Source organism: Neisseria sp. HMSC075C10, from assembly GCF_001815615.1.
GTDB classification, from domain to species: Bacteria; Pseudomonadota; Gammaproteobacteria; order Burkholderiales; family Neisseriaceae; genus Neisseria; species Neisseria subflava_A.
On record NZ_KV821261.1, the window covers coordinates 22,981 to 41,157 of the forward strand.

Annotated in this window: 16 protein-coding genes; 10 read left to right on the forward strand and 6 right to left on the reverse strand. The window is 53.8% G+C overall.

The features are described from left to right. Positions 1 to 31 precede the first annotated feature (31 nt). Complete coding sequence (locus tag HMPREF3047_RS05490; protein WP_070712482.1) at positions 32 to 1,033, reverse strand: thiamine ABC transporter substrate-binding protein; 1,002 nt, start codon at positions 1,031 to 1,033, stop codon at positions 32 to 34. A 64-nt stretch (positions 1,034 to 1,097) separates the two neighbouring features. Here HMPREF3047_RS05490 and HMPREF3047_RS05495 point away from each other — a divergent pair, with 64 nt between their 5' ends. The 4 genes from HMPREF3047_RS05495 to glmS all read left to right on the forward strand — a co-directional run bounded on the left by HMPREF3047_RS05495 (position 1,098) and on the right by glmS (position 5,562). Further along, entirely contained in the window at positions 1,098 to 1,745 is a 648-nt protein-coding gene (locus tag HMPREF3047_RS05495) for a pyrimidine 5'-nucleotidase (protein ID WP_070712485.1), read from the forward strand. 60 nt (positions 1,746 to 1,805) lie between these two features. Further along, a complete protein-coding gene (locus HMPREF3047_RS05500; protein ID WP_070584528.1) occupies positions 1,806 to 2,090 on the forward strand; it encodes a membrane lipoprotein lipid attachment site-containing protein in 285 nt (94 codons plus the stop codon). Between the two features lie 98 nt (positions 2,091 to 2,188). Then, on the forward strand, positions 2,189 to 3,562 hold the full coding sequence (glmU, locus tag HMPREF3047_RS05505; protein ID WP_049344914.1) for a bifunctional UDP-N-acetylglucosamine diphosphorylase/glucosamine-1-phosphate N-acetyltransferase GlmU: 1,374 nt from the start codon (positions 2,189 to 2,191) through the stop codon (positions 3,560 to 3,562). A gap of 161 nt (positions 3,563 to 3,723) precedes the next feature. Then, positions 3,724 to 5,562 (forward strand): glutamine--fructose-6-phosphate transaminase (isomerizing), encoded by a 1,839-nt coding sequence (gene glmS / locus HMPREF3047_RS05510; RefSeq protein WP_070712487.1) that lies wholly within the window; start codon positions 3,724 to 3,726, stop codon positions 5,560 to 5,562. Between the two features lie 250 nt (positions 5,563 to 5,812). On the opposite strand, the gene HMPREF3047_RS05515 is transcribed toward glmS, so the two are convergent. Further along, positions 5,813 to 7,111 (reverse strand): M16 family metallopeptidase, encoded by a 1,299-nt coding sequence (locus HMPREF3047_RS05515; protein ID WP_070712490.1) that lies wholly within the window; start codon positions 7,109 to 7,111, stop codon positions 5,813 to 5,815. A gap of 58 nt (positions 7,112 to 7,169) precedes the next feature. Further along, a complete protein-coding gene (locus tag HMPREF3047_RS05520; protein WP_070712492.1) occupies positions 7,170 to 8,519 on the reverse strand; it encodes a M16 family metallopeptidase in 1,350 nt (449 codons plus the stop codon). Between the two features lie 194 nt (positions 8,520 to 8,713). Here HMPREF3047_RS05520 and HMPREF3047_RS05525 point away from each other — a divergent pair, with 194 nt between their 5' ends. Then, positions 8,714 to 9,892, forward strand: coding sequence for a phosphoglycerate kinase (locus HMPREF3047_RS05525; protein ID WP_070712493.1), 1,179 nt, complete (start codon positions 8,714 to 8,716; stop codon positions 9,890 to 9,892). Positions 9,893 to 10,059: 167 nt separating this feature from the next. Here the strand turns inward: HMPREF3047_RS05525 and yccS are convergent, their stop codons facing one another. The 3 genes from yccS to HMPREF3047_RS05540 all read right to left on the reverse strand — a co-directional run bounded on the left by yccS (position 10,060) and on the right by HMPREF3047_RS05540 (position 14,721). Beyond that, positions 10,060 to 12,195, reverse strand: a complete 2,136-nt coding sequence (gene yccS, locus HMPREF3047_RS05530) for a YccS family putative transporter (RefSeq protein ID WP_070712497.1) — start codon at positions 12,193 to 12,195, stop codon at positions 10,060 to 10,062. Between the two features lie 163 nt (positions 12,196 to 12,358). Then, entirely contained in the window at positions 12,359 to 13,588 is a 1,230-nt protein-coding gene (locus HMPREF3047_RS05535; protein WP_049322964.1) for a PilT/PilU family type 4a pilus ATPase, read from the reverse strand. Positions 13,589 to 13,674: 86 nt separating this feature from the next. After that, entirely contained in the window at positions 13,675 to 14,721 is a 1,047-nt protein-coding gene (locus HMPREF3047_RS05540) for a type IV pilus twitching motility protein PilT (RefSeq protein ID WP_004519239.1), read from the reverse strand. A gap of 117 nt (positions 14,722 to 14,838) precedes the next feature. Here HMPREF3047_RS05540 and HMPREF3047_RS05545 point away from each other — a divergent pair, with 117 nt between their 5' ends. The 5 genes from HMPREF3047_RS05545 (at position 14,839) to dksA (ending at position 18,042) form a co-directional block, all read left to right on the forward strand. After that, positions 14,839 to 15,552, forward strand: a complete 714-nt coding sequence (locus HMPREF3047_RS05545; protein ID WP_070712499.1) for a YggS family pyridoxal phosphate-dependent enzyme — start codon at positions 14,839 to 14,841, stop codon at positions 15,550 to 15,552. Continuing rightward, positions 15,549 to 15,944, forward strand: coding sequence for an RNA-binding protein (locus tag HMPREF3047_RS05550; protein WP_070584541.1), 396 nt, complete (start codon positions 15,549 to 15,551; stop codon positions 15,942 to 15,944). The genes HMPREF3047_RS05545 and HMPREF3047_RS05550 overlap by 4 nt, the downstream gene beginning before the upstream one ends. A gap of 90 nt (positions 15,945 to 16,034) precedes the next feature. Continuing rightward, positions 16,035 to 16,832 carry a pyrroline-5-carboxylate reductase gene (gene proC / locus HMPREF3047_RS05555; protein ID WP_070584542.1) on the forward strand — a complete coding sequence of 266 codons (798 nt, stop codon included), beginning with the start codon at positions 16,035 to 16,037 and terminating at the stop codon, positions 16,830 to 16,832. A 2-nt stretch (positions 16,833 to 16,834) separates the two neighbouring features. Further along, on the forward strand, positions 16,835 to 17,392 hold the full coding sequence (locus HMPREF3047_RS05560) for a YggT family protein (RefSeq protein ID WP_070584544.1): 558 nt from the start codon (positions 16,835 to 16,837) through the stop codon (positions 17,390 to 17,392). Between the two features lie 233 nt (positions 17,393 to 17,625). Then, positions 17,626 to 18,042 (forward strand): RNA polymerase-binding protein DksA, encoded by a 417-nt coding sequence (gene dksA, locus HMPREF3047_RS05565; RefSeq protein ID WP_049344904.1) that lies wholly within the window; start codon positions 17,626 to 17,628, stop codon positions 18,040 to 18,042. Positions 18,043 to 18,177 lie beyond the last annotated feature (135 nt).

An 18,177-nucleotide genomic window follows, 5' to 3' on the forward strand; every position in this document is an offset into this window, starting at 1 on the left:
ACGGCCTTGATGTGTTTTTAAGTTTTTCGGTTTAACGTAAAACAGTTTTGCTCCAACGGCTCACCCATTGTTTTTGTTTGGTGTTGATGTCGGCACGGTTTGGGGAATCGCTGTGTTTCGGGGTTTGGGCAAACTCGAATACTTTGGGCAGCGGTGTGTTTTTGACTGCCGGATAGACCCACATTTCGGCAGGCAGGGCTTTTTGCACTTCGCCGCTTTGCAGCCAGCTCACCAGTTTGGCCGCCAGCTCGGGTTGTTTTGCGCCTTTCAAAACGGCCGCGCCTTCAACTTGGCGGAATGTGCCGCCTTTGAGGAAGAGGTTGCCGGTGGGCGGGGTGCTGTATTTGCCTTTGGAGTAGTGGACTTCGGCCGCAGGGCTGGTGGCATAGCTGACCACGAGGGGATAGGCGCCGCCGTTTTGGGTGAAGTCGGTGTAGTAGGCTTCGCTCCAGCCTTTGGCAACTTTCACGCCGTTTTGGCGCATTTGCGCCCACCATTTGAACGCGCCTTCTTCACCCATGCCGCCGATGTTGGCCAAGAGGAAGGAGAGGCCGGGCGAGGATGTGGCGGGAGACGGGGTTACCAGAAGGTTTTTATATTCCGGTTTGGTCAGGTCTTGCAGGGTTTGTGGCAGGGGCAGTTTTTTCTGTTCAAACCATTTTTTGTCGTAGTTGATGGCGACATAGGCGTAATCGACAGCCAGCGCATCGGGCAGGGAGGCGGTTACGGGTGCGGATTTGGGTTGGTTGGCGGCGAGGATGCCGGCGGCTTTGGCTTTGCCGATGTTGGCGTTATCCAAACCGTAAACCGCATCGGCAATCGGGTTGGCTTTGCTCAAAATCAGCTTGTTGAGCATTTCGTTGCCGCTGCCTGCCTTGATGACGGACACTTTGGCATCGTTGGCTTTTTCAAATTGCGCGATGACGGATTGGGGCAGGCTGAAGGATTTGTGCACGGCCAGACGCACTTCGGTTTGGGCGTACAGATTTGCCGAAGCCAGCAACAGGGCGAGGGTGGACAATTTCAGTTTCATTCTCTTTCCTTTGTACGGGTAAAATACGAAATATCATAACAAAATCTGCATATCAAGGCACGATATGAATCATTCCCCCGTTTGGCTGTTTGACCTCGACAATACTTTGCACAATGCCGAAGCCGGCATTTTCTACATCATCAACCGCGCCATGACCGAATACATGGCAGGCCGTCTGAAACTTTCCGAAGAAGCTGCCTCCCACCTGCGCCAAGATTATTGGCACCGATACGGCGCGACGCTTGCCGGTTTGCAAATCCATCACCCCGAAGTCGATATCGATGAATTTTTGCGTGAAAGTCATCCACTTAAGCAAATTTTGGCAAAGGTGGAGGGTATGGATGGAACTGATGACGTTTTAGGCCGTCTGAAAGGGCGAAAAGCCGTATTTTCCAACGGGCCTTCGTTTTATGTCCGCGCATTGGTTGAAGCGTTGGGCTTGGAAGCACATTTTGACGGCTTGTTCGGCACGGACGACTTCGGCCTGTTCTACAAACCCAATCCGCAAGCCTATCTCAACGTCTGCCGCCTGTTGGGCGTCAAACCCGAACAGTGCATCATGGTGGACGACAGCGCCGACAATCTGCACCAAGCCAAAGCCTTGGGCATGAAGACCGTTTGGTACGGCGAAAAAGCCCATCCGTTGCCATTTGCCGACGGCATAGCAAAAGATATGCAGGGCTTGCTTGATTTTGCACAAAACCTGCCATGAAATTTTTAAAAAACCAGTACAATACACAGTATTTCCAACACTTAAAACAAGGACAACATCATGCGTAAACTCGCTTTAATTCTGACCGCCGCTGCCGTTTTGGCCGGTTGCTCTTGGGAAACCTACACCAACGAATCCGGCCGTACCGCCGTACGACAAAAATATGCTACCGGCACACCTATCGTTTATCAGGACGGTACTTATTCTAAAAACATGAATTACAACCAGTTCCGCCCTGAGCGCCGCGCCGTCCAATCCAATCAAGCGGATCATGCTGAACACGGCGAACCCGGCCAGCACTGGCAAAAACCGCAATTTGCCAACCAACAGCCAGCAACCGAATAACAATATCCCCAAGGCCGTCTGAAACGGAGTGAAAAACAACCAACACTTGTTGCCACACTTTTCAGACGGCCTCAAACAACCACAACGGAAACCGTATCATGGCTCAGACAGCTTTAAATATCGTTATCCTCGCCGCCGGCAAAGGCACGCGCATGTACTCCAAAATGCCCAAAGTGCTGCACCGCATCGGCGGCCTTCCCATGGTTGAGCGCGTTATCGACACCGCCGCCTCCCTGAATCCCCAAAACATCTGCGTCGTCATCGGCCACGGCAAAGAGCAAGTCTTGGACACCGTCAAACGCGATGTCGTTTGGGTTGAACAAACCGAACAGCTCGGTACCGGCCACGCCGTCAAAACCGCCCTGCCGCACCTGTCTGCCGAAGGCCGCACGCTGGTGTTGTACGGCGACGTCCCCCTGATTGACGCAGCCACCCTCGAAACCCTGCTCGAAGCCGCAGGCGACGAAGTCGGCTTGTTGACCGACGTGCCTAACGACCCGACAGGTTTGGGCCGCATCATCCGCGACAGCAACGGCAGCGTAACCGCCATTGTCGAAGAAAAAGACGCCGATGCCGTCCAAAAGGCCGTGAAAGAAATCAATACCGGCATTTTGGTTCTGCCCAACGCCAAACTCGAAGCTTGGTTGAACAGCCTTTCCAGCAACAATGCCCAAGGCGAATACTATCTGACCGACCTCATCGCCAAAGCCGTTGCCGACGGCATCAAAGTTCATCCCGTCCAAGTCCGCGCCTCCCATCTGGCCGCCGGCGTGAACAACAAACTCCAACTGGCCGAACTCGAGCGTATTTTCCAAACCGAACAGGCGCAAGAATTGCTCAAAGCAGGCGTAACCCTGCGCGATCCGGCACGTTTCGATTTACGAGGCCGTCTGAAACACGGACAAGATGTCGTGATTGACGTCAACGTCGTCATCGAAGGCGAAGTCGAACTCGGCGACAACGTCGAAATCGGTGCCAACTGCGTGATCAAAAACGCCAAAATCGGTGCCAACACCAAAATCGCCCCATTCTCCCATTTTGAAGGTTGCGAAGTCGGTGAAAACAACCAAATCGGCCCATACGCCCGCCTGCGTCCGCAAGCCAAACTGGCCGACGACGTACACATCGGCAACTTCGTCGAAGTCAAAAACGCCACCATCGGCAACGGCACCAAAGCCAACCACCTCACCTACATCGGTGATGCCGAGATCGGCAGCAAAACCAACTTCGGCGCCGGCACGATTATTGCCAACTACGACGGCGTGAACAAACACAAAACCGTCATCGGCGACGAAGTGCGCATCGGTTCAAACTGCGTACTGGTTGCCCCCGTTACCCTCGGCAACAAAGTGACGACAGGCGCGGGCAGCGCGATTACCCGCAATTGCGAAGACGGCAAACTTGTTCTCGCCCGTTCTCGCCAAACCGTCATCGAAGGCTGGGTGCGTCCGGAAAAAGGCGATAAGAAGTAAGGCCGGTCTTTTATTTGTTTTCAGACGGCCTTGAGAAACAACAGGCCGTCTGAAACCCAGATTTGCCGTTTCAATGAATATAAAACGGCGTTTTCCGACTGCCGCTTTCGGGAGCCGGAGCAGCAGTCATTTTCTCAAACTTTTGATACTAAGGAACTTATATGTGCGGTATCGTAGGTGCTATTCGCGCCAATCACAATGTAGTCGATTTTCTGACCGACGGTCTCAAACGCCTTGAATACCGAGGCTACGATTCGTCGGGTATCGCCGTCAACATGGACGGCAAAATCAAACGCGTCCGCCGCGTCGGCCGTGTGCAGCTGATGGAGGACGCCGCGCGCGAAAAAGGCGTGTTCGGCCATATCGGCATCGGCCATACCCGTTGGGCAACCCACGGCGGTGTAACCGAGCCTAACGCCCACCCCCATATTTCCGGCGGCATGATCGCGGTTGTCCACAACGGCATCATCGAAAACTTTGAAGCCGAACGCGAACGCCTGCAAGCGTTGGGTTACACCTTCGAATCGCAAACCGATACCGAAGTCATCGCCCACAGCGTCAACCACGAATACACACAAAACGGCGGCAAACTGTTTGAAGCCGTCCAAGCTGCGACTGCCCGTTTCCACGGCGCATACGCCATTGCCGTTATCGCACAAGACAACCCCGAACAAATGGTTGTTGCGCGCATGGGCTGCCCGCTGTTGGTGGCCTTGGGCGACCAAGAAACCTTCATCGCTTCCGACGTATCCGCCGTGATCGCCTTTACCCGCCGCATCGCTTACTTGGAAGACGGCGACATCGCCCTGCTGAACGCAAACGGTATCGAAAAACTGCTCGACAAAACCGGTGCGCAAACCGAACGCGCGATTAAAGTGTCCGAATTATCTTTGGCTTCTTTGGAGTTGGGCCCATACAGCCACTTCATGCAAAAAGAAATCCACGAACAACCCCGCGCCATCGCCGATACTGCCGAAGTCTTCTTGGACGGCGGTTTTGAACCTGAAAATTTCGGTGCCAACGCCCGCGACGTGTTCGACGATATCCACAGCATCAAAATCCTTGCCTGCGGTACGTCCTACTATGCCGCGCTGACCGCCAAATACTGGCTCGAATCCATTGCCAAAGTGCCAACCGACGTCGAAATTGCCAGCGAATACCGCTACCGCGACGTGATTGCCGATCCGAAACAATTGGTCATCACCATTTCCCAATCCGGCGAAACTTTGGATACCATGGAAGCCCTGAAATACGCGCAATCCTTGGGACACAAACACAGCCTGTCTATTTGTAACGTGATGGAATCCGCCCTGCCGCGTGAAAGCGAGTTGGTACTGTACACACGCGCCGGCGCAGAAATCGGCGTTGCCTCTACCAAAGCGTTCACGACCCAACTGGTTGTCCTGTTCGGCCTGGCCGTTACCTTGGGCAAACAGCGCGGCCTGGTTTCTGACGAACAAGCGCGTGAATACGTTGAAGAACTGCGCCAACTGCCGGGCAGCATTCAGCACGCTCTCAATCTGGAGCCGCAAATCGCCGCTTGGGCGCAAAAATTTGCCAAGAAAACCAGCGCACTCTTCCTCGGCCGCGGTATCCACTTCCCAATCGCCCTTGAAGGCGCATTGAAGCTGAAAGAGATTACCTATATCCACGCCGAAGCGTATCCTGCGGGTGAGTTGAAACACGGCCCGTTGGCCTTGGTGGATGAGAACATGCCTGTTGTCGTGATTGCCCCGAACGACAGCCTGTTGGACAAAGTAAAAGCTAATATGCAGGAAGTCGGCGCACGCGGCGGCGAACTGTTTGTCTTCGCCGACCTCGACAGCAACTTCAACGCTACCGAAGGCGTGCACGTTATCCGCGCCCCACGCCACGTCGGCGTACTCTCGCCGATTGTGCACACCATCCCCGTGCAACTCCTGTCTTACCACGCCGCCCTCGCACGCGGTACAGACGTGGACAAACCGCGCAACTTGGCTAAATCGGTAACGGTTGAATAAGTAATTGACCGGTTACAAAAGGCCGTCTGAAACCTGTTTCAAGGTTTCAGACGGCCTTTTTTATTTGTTGGTTTCAGTAATAGAAATGCTATTTATGATGTCTTCGCTTTCATTATAAATGTACAACAACAGCTGATTGTGACCGATATTTTATTGATTAGAGTGGCCTCTGATGACAAGTAAGCAAACCGACAGAATGAAAACAGGCCGTCTGAAAAACCTTTCAGACGGCCTGTTGTTTTAAAGCGTTTTATTCTGCACCGACAACGACGGTGTTGAGGTCTTTGAATTTGACGCGGCGTTTCCATGCGTCGCGGACTTGTTCGACGGTTAGGCTGTTGATGGCTTTGGGATAGACTTCCAAGTAGTCGTTGGGCAGGTTGTAGAGGCCGATCAGGCTCAGGTAGTTGAGCAGTTTGTCGTTGGAGTCGTAGCGCAGGGGAAAGCCGCCGACGATGTTGGCTTTGGCCTGTTTCAGCTCGGCTTCGGTCGGGCCTTCGGCGATAAACTGCTCGATGACGGCTTGGGTGTCGGCCAGTGAGGCTTTGGTGTTTTTCTTTTGGGTGGAGTAGGAAACGGTAAACGTGCCTTCTTCTGTCGCCGGGGCGAGGCTGCTGTATACGCCGTAGGTGTAACCGTGTTGGTCGCGCAAAACTTTCATGAGGCGGCTGTCGAAACCGCCGCCGCCGAGGATGTAGTTGCCGGCAATGAGGGCGTAATAGTCGGGGTCATGGCGTTTGAAGAGGGAAGTGCCGAGCAGGATTTGTGCCTGTGTGCCGGCAAAGGGGATGTCGCGGCGTTGGGCGGTTTGTTTGGGAACGGGCGGGATGGCGTGGGTTGCGGTGGCTTTGGCCGGCAGGTCTTTGAGGACGCGCTCGACCAGTTGCTCTGCCTGTTTGCGGTTGAGGTCGCCGACGATGGCGACGATGGCGTTGTCTTTGCCGTAGTGGGTGCGGTGGAAAGCGCGGATATCGTCCAGACTAACGCGTTTGAGGCTGTCAACGGTTACGTTTGCGCCGCTGCCGTAGGGGTGGTTCGGGTAGATAAGCTTGGTCAGTTCGCGCGTGGCGGTGTAATCGGGGGTGGTTTCTTGTTGTTGCAAGCCGGTAATGGATTGGATTTGACGGCGGCGGAAAACGGCTTCGTCAAAGCGCGGACGGGTCAGCGAGTGGTTGAGCAAGTTGGCGGCTTTGTCGCGGATGTCGGCTTTGCTGAGGCTGCGGAAGCCTGCTGATGCGCTTTCGGCATTGCTGTTGCTGCTGATTTGTGCGCCGATGTTGTCGGCTTCGGCATTGAAGGCTTCTTCGTCCAGCTCTTGGGTGCCGTCGGTTAGGAGGGCGGCGGTAAATTCGGCAACTTGGCTTTTGCCGTCCGGATTGGCGACGCTGCCTGCGCCCTTGAAGCTGACTTCAAGGTCGATGATAGGGTTTTCGTGGCGTTCGACAAGGAGGATTTGGGTGCCGTCGCGGTTGCGCCAGCGTTGGATGTCGGTGGCGGCTTGGACGCTTAAGGGCAGGAGTAGGGCAAGGGCGAGCAGGGTGGGTTTCATGTTGTGGCTTTCTGTTAAGGCCGTCTGAAAGGGTATGGGCTTTCAGACGGCCTGATGTTTATCGGCGTTTGGCAGCTTTTTTGCTTGGCGCGGCGGCAGCTTTTTGCGGCTCGATGATGACGGTACTCATGCGCTCGTCGGTCAACATCCGGGCGGCAGCCTGTACTTCTTGTGCGCTGACTGCCTGTAAGCGGCGGTGGATTTCTTGTTCGTCGGTATATTGGAAACCGCGCGCTTCGAGGCGGCCCATCATGGAGGCTTGGGAAGACATGGAGTCTTTGGCGTAGATTTCGTTGACTGCTGCCTGGGTTTTGACGCGCTGCAATTCTTCTTCGGAAACGCCGTGGTCGGCAATGTCTTTGATTTCTTGGCGCAGCTGGGCAATCAAAGTATCGGTTTTCACGCCTTCGGCAGGCATGGCCATTACGCTGAACAGCGGCATTTCACGGCTGATGATGTCGTAATGCGTTCCTGCGTTCAATGCGGTTTGCTTGCCGCGCACGAGGTTTTTATCAAAACGGCTGGATGCGTTGCCTGCCAAAATATCGGAGAGGATGTCGAGGGCGAAAGGCATCGTGTCATCGAGTTTTTGGAGTTTCGGTACACGGAAGTTGATGGCAATCAGCGGCTGGTGTGTAACCGGAGAAGTGGCTTTGACCGTAACAGGCTTGCGCAAATAGGGTTCGGTATGGAGTTTGTTGCGCGGCGGCTGGGCTTTGGCCGGAATATCGCCAAAGAGTTTGGCGGCCGTCTGAAGCGTTTGTTTGGCATCGACATCGCCGACAATGACCAATACGGCATTGTTGGGCGCGTAATATTGTTTGTACCACGCGCGCAGGTCGTCGGCTTTTAGGGTGTGCAAATCTTTCATGTAGCCGATGACGGAGGCGCGCATCGACGGTTGGGTAAAGGCGGCAAGATAGGCTTGTTCCCACATTTTGCCGTCGGCCGTGTCTTCCGTGCGCTGGCGGCGTTCTTCACGGATGACGTTCATCTCGTTGAGGAATTCTTTGTCGCTGAAGTTGAGGTTGTGCATGCGGTCGGCTTCGAGCTTCAGAATCTCGGGCAGGTTGGCGGCGGCGACGTTTTCGTAATACACCGTTTCATTTCGGTTGGTGTAGGCATTGTTTTGTCCGCCCAGCTCGGATACGCGGCGGTTGAATTCGCCGGAGGGAACGTCTTTCGTGCCTTTAAACATCATGTGTTCCAAAGCGTGGCTCAGGCCGCTTTTGCCCGGTTTTTCATCCACGCTGCCGATTTTGTACCAAATCTGCGAAACGGCCACAGGCGCGCGGTGGTCTTCTTTGACGATGATTTTCAGACCGTTGGGCAGGGTTTCAGAAAGCGTCTGCGCCCATGAGGAGGCAGGCAGCACGAAGGCAAGCATTAAAGCAATTCGGCGTAACATGGTTTAATCCGTAAAATGAAAATCAATCGCCAAAGTATAGCGGAAAATCTGAAAGATTGGCCGAATGTTTCAGACGGCCTGTAGCTTTATCTGCTGATTCACATCAAGCGCGGCCATTGCCAATCTTTACCGTCGCGCCTCATTCGCGGATAATCCCAAACATTCCCGTTTCCAACCATCACAAAGGAATCATCATGGCATTTTTGAAACTGACCGAACAAAATGTTCAAGGTAAAACCGTTCTGATCCGCGCCGATATGAACGTACCGTTCAAAGACGGCAACATCAGCGACGACACCCGTATTCGCGCTTCGCTCGCATCCATTAAATACTGCTTGGACAACGGCGCGTCTGTGATCGTGATGACCCACCTCGGCCGTCCGACCGAAGGCGAATTCCATCCTGAAGACGATGTAGCGCCTGTTGCCGCGCATTTGGGCAAACTGTTGGGCAAAGACGTGAAAGTATTGAACGACTGGCGTGAAAACAAACCGACTTTGAACGCCGGTGATGTCGTGATGCTGCAAAACGTGCGCATCAACAAAGGCGAGAAGAAAAACGACTTGGAGCTGGGCAAAGCCTACGCTTCTTTGTGCGACGTGTTCGTCAACGACGCATTCGGTACCGCCCACCGCGCCCAGGCTTCGACTGAAGCCGTCGCCCAAGCCGCACCGGTTGCCTGCGCCGGCGTGTTGATGGCGGGCGAACTCGACGCTTTGGGCAAAGCCCTGAAACAACCGGCTCATCCGATGGTTGCCATCGTTGCCGGCAGCAAAGTGTCTACCAAACTGACCATCCTCGAATCTTTGGCCGATAAAGTCGACCAACTCATCGTCGGCGGCGGCATTGCCAATACCTTCCTGTTGGCAGAAGGCAAAGCCATCGGCAAATCTTTGGCCGAACACGATTTGGTGGAAGAATCCAAAAAAATTATGGCGAAAATGGCGGCCAAAGGCGGCTCTGTTCCGCTGCCGACCGATGTGGTTGTCGCTAAAGCCTTTGCCGCTGATGTGGAAGCTGTGGTGAAAGACATTGCCGATGTTGCCGAAGACGACATGATTTTGGACATCGGCCCGAAATCCGCCGCTGCTTTGGCCGATTTGCTCAAAGCTGCCGGTACGGTCGTATGGAACGGCCCGGTCGGCGTATTTGAGTTTGACCAATTTGCCGGCGGTACCAAAGTATTGGCCGAAGCGATTGCCCAAAGCGATGCGTTCTCGATTGCCGGCGGCGGCGACACTTTGGCGGCGATTGCCAAATTCGGCGTAACCGATCAAATCAGCTACATTTCTACCGGCGGCGGCGCGTTCCTTGAGTTCTTGGAAGGCAAAGAGTTGCCTGCCGTTGCTGCCTTGGAAAAACGCAGCGCGTAATCGGTTTTAATATCGATTGTTAAAAATAAAGGCCGTCTGAAATCTGGAAATCAGGTTTCAGACGGCCTTTTGTTTTTAGGTGTTTATTGGAGAAAGGGTTCAGCTGGATTCAACGCTGATGATTGGCAGACTTGTTGCTAAACAGGCTGGAAAGCGTCCGGCTCTTTTCAGACGGCCTCTACGTCGGCTTGTCGGTGCAATGCCTGATAGCACGGGGTAAGCTGGCGGATGATCAGGTCGAGCTGGTGTTTGAGGATGTGGTCTTGCTGCGCTTGTGTGTTTTGTTCAAGCTCGGCAAATTCCTGACGGATTTGGGTCATGGCCGTTTCAAAAGCCTCGGGGTCGGTTTGGGGCATTTGGGTCAGCAACTCGGCGATGTGGTGGGTCAGCTTGGCATAGGGGGCAAAGCCGTCGTTGCCGTCGATTCGGACTTGGTCGCGGTATGCGCCGAGCGCGGAAATGTGGCCGGTCAGTGCATAGCTGGTTTTGAGCAGGGTAAAACCGTCTTGCAGGCGGTCTTGGTATTTTTTCGGGTTGCTGCTCATGTCGGATAAGGTGCTGCTGAGGGCGGCGGTGCTTTCGTGGGCTTGGCGGCGGGTAAGGCGGTAGTCGAAATCGTCGCGGCTGCCGTTTTGCAGCTGGTCGAGGATGGCGTCAAGATAGCGGCCGTTGGCAGTGATGGTCTGGGCGGCGGTGTGGCTGAGGGTGAGGTAACGCCAATCGGGCCAGAGGTAGGTGGCGGCGGCCCATGCGATAACGGAACCGACGATGGTGTCGATGATGCGGATGGGCATGGCGTGGTACACGTCCAAACCGGCAAGTGAAAGGCTGGTCAGGGCTTGGATGGTGATGAAGAAGGTGGAGAAGCTGTATTTGTAGCTTCGGGTCATGAAAAACAGGGTGGTGCTGGCGATGACAATCCAAAGCTTGGTTTCAACAGACGGGGTGAAGTAGGGAACGAGCGAACCGACAATCACGCCGAGAATCGTGCCTGCGATACGTTGGTACACGCGGCTTTTGGTGGCGGTGTAGTTGGGCTGGCAGACGAAAAGGGCGGTCAGCAGAATCCAGTAGCCGAGGTTGAGATGAAGGATTTCGACAATGATGCAGGCCGCGGCCACGACGATGGAGAGGCGGGTGGCATGGCGGAAGACGCCGGATTCGAAATTGAGCTGGCTGAGGACGGTTTCGCCGATATTGCGGAACTTGGTGTTTTCAAGGGCGGCGATGCGGGTGTCGGCGTTGTCGTTTTCGGCAAGGGACGCATCGTTTTGCAATTGCCGCAGTTGGTAATCGACGCTGCTGAGGTTGTCGAGCAGACGGCGGATATTGTGAAGGTTGGCATTATCGGCATGGGTCTCGGCAAAATGGCCGAGGGATTGGCGGCAGCCTTCCATGGCGCGGCCGAGGCGTTTGCTGTATGCGTAGGGTTTGTTGTTGCGCAGGGAGGAGGCAACGTTGCGGCACGCCTGGCCTTGCATTTCGAGTAGGCGGCGGATGCGGAAGATGAGGTCGGTATTTTTGAGCTGCTCGGCCATTTCACTGTAATCGACGTGGGCGGAGCTGATGCGTTCGTGCATGTCTTGCGCGCAGAGATAGTAGCGCAGCATTTTGGCGGTACGCGGATGGCGGTGTTGGCCGCGCAATCGGTAGAAAAGTGCGCCGCGGCATTGGTTGAAGGCAGTAATCACGCCGGTGTTGCTCATGGCCAAGTCGATTTGGCGGTTGCCCAACCATGCGGCTTCGTCGGGATCGAAAAAGTCGGCTTTGGCATCGAAGTAGTTGCTGAGTGCGTCGTAGGCGTTGGCGACGGTTTCTTGGACGGGGCGGTGGGGCAGGATAATTTGGAAGATCAGGGTGTTGACGCTGTATAGGACAGTGCCCAACAGAATCATGACGGGGTTGGTCAGCCAGTAGGTCTCGGGTGTGTAGGTCAGCGTGGTGTAAGTGGCGACGGCGAGCGCACCGAAAGCGAAGGTGCGGTATTTGAGGCCGACGGTGCCGAGGATGGTGAAGCCGAAAGTCATCAGGGTCATGGCCAAGATGAAGGGAACGCCTGTGCCGATGGTGCTTTGGGCAAGCAGCGAGGAGAGGGTGAACAGGGCAACGGTGATGACGATGTTTTTCAGACGGCCTGTGAGGCGGTTGTCCAAATCGACTAAACCGCCGGCAATAATGCCGAGTACGAAGGGCATGACGAGCTTGGGCGTGTCGAAGTGCCAAACGAGGGTGGCGGCGATGAACACGCTGGCGAAGACGGGTAGGGAGGCAATGATCAGAGGTTTGAGCGGCGGAGTTTTCATGATTGGGTTGTTTTATTTGTTATGAGATGAATGATTGGATTTTAACAGGATTTTCAGTCGGTTTCAGAATGCTTGAGATAGGATAAGGCCGTCTGAACGGATACGGGAAAATACTTGATTTCGTTTCCACATCTGTTCAGACGGCCTTGTTTGGCCTGCGTCATCAGGTCATCAGGTTGAGGTCGCTGATGCGGTCGTAGAGGCGTTCGGTATTGTTGCCCTCGTCGTGCATTTGAATGCGCAGGCGCAAATCGTTGGCGGATACCGCTTGGCGCAGGGCTTCGCTGAGTTCGATTTGGCCCTGTGCGTAGAGGTTGAAGAGGTTTTGGTCGAACGTCTGCATGCCGTTGCTGCCGGAGCGTGCCATCAGGTCGCGGATTTCCAGCAATTCGCCTTTGAAAATCAAGTCCTGCATGGCCGGCGTGTTGAGCAGGAGGTCGGTAACGGCCGTGCGTTGGCGGTTTTTCTTGACGGTGAGGCGTTGGCCGATGATGCCGACGAGGTTTAACGCCAAATCCATCAAAACTTGTTGGCGGCGGTCTTCCGGATAGAAGTTGATGATGCGCTCGATGGTTTGGGAGGCCGTGCTGGCATGGATGGTGAAAACGCACAGATGGCCGGTTTGAGCCAGTTGGAGGGCGTATTCCATGCTTTCTTCGCTGCGGACTTCGCCGATACAGACGACATCGGGCGCTTGACGCATGGCGCTTTGAACGGCGATTTTCCAGTTGTCGGTATCGATGCCGATTTCGCGCTGGGTGAAGATGCTGCGGCAAGGTTTGTAGATAAACTCGATGGGGTCTTCGATGGTAACGATATGGCCGGGCAGCTTTTGGTTGCGGTAGTTGAGCATGGAGGCCATGGTGGTGGATTTACCCGAACCGGTCGGGCCGGCGAGGATTAGCAGGCCGCGTGGTGCGAGTGCAAGCTCTTGGAGCTTTTCGGGTAAGCCGAGGGTCTTCATTTCGGGAATGTCTTGGCTGACGCGGCGCAATACCATGCCGACGCGGCCTTGCTCGTGGTAGGCGTTGACGCGGTAGCGCGTGTTGCTGCGCGATTGGACGGAATAGTTGATTTCCCAGTCGCGGTTGAAGGCTTCGAGCTGGTCGGGGTTCATGGTGGATTCGGCGATGGCGGCGGTGTCCGCGCCGGTCAGCGCTTTGTGGGGCATGGGCGTGAGGGTGCCGCCGACTTTGATGGCTGGGGGAAAGCCTGCGCTGATGAAGATGTCGGATGCGTTGCGTTTTTCGGCCTCTTCACACATACGGTCGAGCAGGGGGTGAAGATGCGTGCCGATTTCGGCCGGGGTGGGGATGTGCGGTGCTTGGTTTTTTTGTGAGTAGGCTTGCACCATTTCGCTTAACAGGTCGTGCAGAGGGGCGAGATCGCTCATGATGATTCTCTTTAAAACGGGTATTCGGTCAGGCTGAAAGGCCGTCTGAAAACGGGATGATGGGGTTCAGACGGCCTGAGTATGATTTAGAAAACAGAGAGGTTTTCGATGTTTTGCGCCTTGCTGCGTGCCAGCTCTGGGCTGATGGTGCCTTGGCGGACAAGGGTTTGCAGGGCTTGATCGAGGGTTTGCATACCGTGGGCCTGACCGGTTTGGAGGGCGGCGTTGATTTGGGCGATTTTGTTTTCGCGGATGAGGTTGCGCACGGCCGGTGTGGAAATCAGGATTTCGTGTGCAGCGACGCGGCCGTTGCCGTCGCGGGTTTTCAGCAGGGTTTGGGAAATGATGGCGCGCAAGGATTCGGACAACATGGAGCGCACGATTTCTTTTTCGCCTGCTGGGAATACGTCGACAATACGGTCGATGGTTTTGGCGGCGCCGGTCGTGTGCAGCGTGCCGAAAACCAAGTGGCCGGTTTCGGCGGCGGTCAGGGCGAGGGAGATGGTTTCAGGGTCGCGCATCTCACCGATCAAAATGACGTCTGGGTCTTCGCGCAGTGCGGAACGCAGGGCGTTGGTGAAGCTGTGGGTGTGCTGATGCAGCTCACGTTGGTTGATGAGCGCCTTTTTGCTTTGGTGGACGAATTCAATCGGGTCTTCGATGGTCAGAATGTGGGCCGGTTGGGTTTCGTTGATGTAGTTGACCATCGCCGCCAGTGTGGTGGATTTACCCGAACCGGTCGGGCCGGTTACCAAGACCAAACCGCGCGGATTTTCGGCAATTTTTTGGAAAATGCGCGGCGCACGCAATTCTTCCAGCGTCAGGACGGTGCTCGGAATGGTACGGAATACGGCAGCCGGGCCGCGTTCGGTCATAAAGGCGTTGACGCGGAAACGGGCAACATTAGGCAGCTCAAATGAGAAATCGACTTCAAAATCCTGTTGATAGAGCTTGCGCTGGTGGTCGTTCATGACCGAGGTAATCATGGTACCGACTTCTTCCGAGCTCATCTCGGGCAGGTTGATGCGGCGGATGTCGCCGTGTACGCGTATCATGGGGGAAATGCCAGAACTCAAATGGAGGTCGGAGGCTTTGTTTTTCACGCCGAACGCGAGTAAGTCGGTAATCTGCATAATGTGGCCTTGTTTTGGTTTAGAATAATAAAATCGCTTTATTTTAAATAGATAAATCCGTTCGACCAAGTAAAATTTTCAAAATGCCGAGTGATGAACGGGTTAAAGGAGAAAACCATGTCGGTATTGCAACAAAACTATCAGGACGTATGCCGGGCGGTTGAACAGGTGGCTAAGGCTGCAGGACGGCCTGCGGATGCGGTGAAGCTGGTAGCGGTCAGCAAGACGTTTCCGGCAGACGATATCCGCGAAGTGTATGCGGCCGGTCAGCGCGATTTTGGCGAGAACTATATTCAGGAATGGTTTGAAAAAACGGAAACGCTGGTCGATTTGCCGGATATTGTTTGGCACGTTATCGGCGATGTGCAGTCTAATAAAACCAAATTTGTGGCCGAACGCGCACATTGGGTGCATACGATAGGCCGTCTGAAAACGGCGCGGCGCTTGAGCGAACAAAGGCCGTCTGAAATGCCGCCGTTGCAAGTGTGTATTGAAGTGAACATTGCCGCGGAAGAGGCGAAACACGGCGTGGCGCCCGCTGAAGCGGTTGCGCTGGCCCTTGAAGTGGCCAAGTTGCCGAATATTAAAGTACGCGGATTGATGTGTGTGGCCAAGGCCGACAGCAGCGACGATGAGTTGCGCAGTCAGTTTCACACCATGCAGCGGTTGTTGGCTGAGTTGAATGCGGCAGGCGTCGAAGCAGATGTTTTGTCTATGGGTATGTCCGGAGATATGCCAATCGCGGTAGAATGCGGCGCAACCCATGTCCGCATCGGCAGCGCGATTTTCGGCAGACGGGAACAAAAACAAAAAGGAGAAGGCAGCCAATGAAACAGATTATCTCGGTCGTTTTGCTTGGTTTGACCTTAACGGGTTGTCGGTTGATGGGCTGGTATCAATGTGAGTCCTTATCGGGCTGGTGCAAACCCAAAAAGCCGGCAGCAATAGATTTTTGGGAAATTAAAGGCGAACCGCCGCCTTCTATCGAGGGTTTCCGCGGGAAGCGTTTGGCGGACGGGAATTATTCTATTGACGATAATGCTTATCGTACCGCAGCTAATGATTATTTCAGTAGGAAAATCAAAAAGTTTGAAGCTTGCGGGCTAGCTTGGCAAACCCGCGATAAACGCCCTTTAGCGGAAACTTTTAAAAAAGAAGGATTGGATTGTTTGGAAAAACAGGGTTTATACCGAACATCACTGCCTGAAAGCGTCCGTTGGTAAAAAGGTCGTCTGAAATTTTGTCGGTATGATGGAAACGGTATTTCAGACGACCTCAGCAAATGTATCTGATTTAAAAAATTAAGGAAATTTATGAACATCTACTTTTTAGGCGGCGGCAATATGGCGACTGCCATTGCAGGCGGTTTGGTCAAACAAGACGGCTATCGTGTCCACATTGTCGAACGCGGCGCCGAAAGACGGGAGCAACTGGTGCAAGAATTGGGCGTAGCCACTTCTGAAAACCTGCCCGAATTGAGTGCGGACGACGTCCTCATCCTCGCCGTCAAACCGCAAGACATGCAGGCAGCCTGTCAAAACATCCGTTTGAATGGTGCGCTGGTGTTGTCCGTAGCAGCTGGTTTGTCCATCGATACCCTCAGCCATTATCTGGGCGGTACACGCCGTATCGTGCGCATCATGCCCAATACGCCGGCCAAAATCGGCTTGGGCGTATCCGGTATGTTTGCCGATGCAGGCGTTTCAGAAGCAGACCGTACAGCTGCAGACGGCATCATGCGCTCTGTCGGCACAACCGTTTGGCTGAACGAGGAAGAGCAACTCCACAATATTACCGGCATCAGCGGCAGCGGCCCCGCCTATGTTTTCTATTTGTTGGGCGCGCTCCAAAATGCGGCTTTGGCACAAGGTTTTAATGAACAAGACGCACGCGAACTGAGCCTCGCTACATTTAAAGGCGCAGTGGCTTTGGCCGAACAAACCGGCGAAGCATTCGCACAATTACAGCAAAACGTAACTTCCAAAGGTGGCACGACACACGAAGCCATCGAAACCTTCAAAGCCCGTCACGTTGCCGAAGCCATCGAACAGGGCGTAGAAGCCTGCGTCAAACGTTCGCAAGAAATGGCGCAACAATATAAGGCCGTCTGAACATGCGCGGCGACTTGCTCTTATTATTGGCAGACGCTGTTGCCATCCTGTGTATCACGCGCTTTTTGCTCCGATACGCAGGATTGGCAGCAGAACACCCCCTGCTCAAATTCAGCATACAGGCAACAGGCTGGCTGACCAAACCTTGGCAAAAAGCATTTCCATCCGGTAAGAAAACCGATTGGTACTGTTTGCCTTCAGGTTTTCTGGTGTACTACCTTGCCTGTACCGCCATTATTTTCATCTCGCCGGCGCTGTCCATCAGCAATAAGCTGATTTTGGCAAACTTTTGGTTTGCCGTACTCCATATGCTGAAAGCCGCGGCCTATACATTATTTATCGGTCTGATTATTAGAATGGTGTCCAGCATACAGGGCCGCTATTCGCCGTTGACTTATGCCATCGAACGAATTCTACAACCATTGCTCAAACCGTTTTCCTTCTTGCGCGTAGGGCGATACGATTTTTCAGGCAGTTTGTTGGCACTCTTATTATGGTTGTGGCTGGCCCGATGGTTTCCCCAACTTATCCAGCAAACCAACCTATGGTTGCTTCAATAGGCCGTCTGAAAGCGCAGCAGGTATTAACGACCAAAAATACAACGTCCTAAAAAGCGCTTTAATACATTTAGGTGTAAGGTAGTGCAAAAAAGTGCAAATCGAAATATAAAGAACAAATGAATAGGTAAAACATGATATGATTCGCCCAATTTCCAAAACGGAAATTCAAGAAAACCCAATAAAAGCAAACCCGTAGCATCCAAATCATTAACAACAAACCGAAAGCAGACACCATGGCAAAGCTGACAGAACAAGATATTTTAAACTGGGATGGTCCTGAAGAGGACTACATGAACAGCGACCAATTGGCCTTCTTCCGCGAACTACTGGTTAAAATGCAAGAAGAGCTGATTGAAAATGCAAACACCACTACCGGCCATCTTCAAGAGCACGAATCCGCTCCCGATCCTGCTGATCGAGCTACTCAAGAAGAAGAATACGCTTTAGAACTGCGCACCCGCGATCGTGAGCGTAAACTTCTCAATAAAGTGCAAGCGACTATCCGCAGCATTGACGAAGGTGATTACGGTTTCTGTGCCGATACCGGCGAACCCATCGGCCTCAAACGCCTGCTGGCACGTCCGACCGCGACATTGTCCGTAGAAGCGCAAGAGCGACGCGAACGAATGAAAAAACAGTTCGCCGACTAAGAATATAGATATAGAAACCTCAAAAGGCCGTCTGAAAGAGCATTTCAGACGGCCTTTGTTTTGTATTTTTTGTATGTATGGATAGTGTAGAAAGGTTGTTGGAGTTTTTTTATAAAATAAAAACCCTGTTAAAAC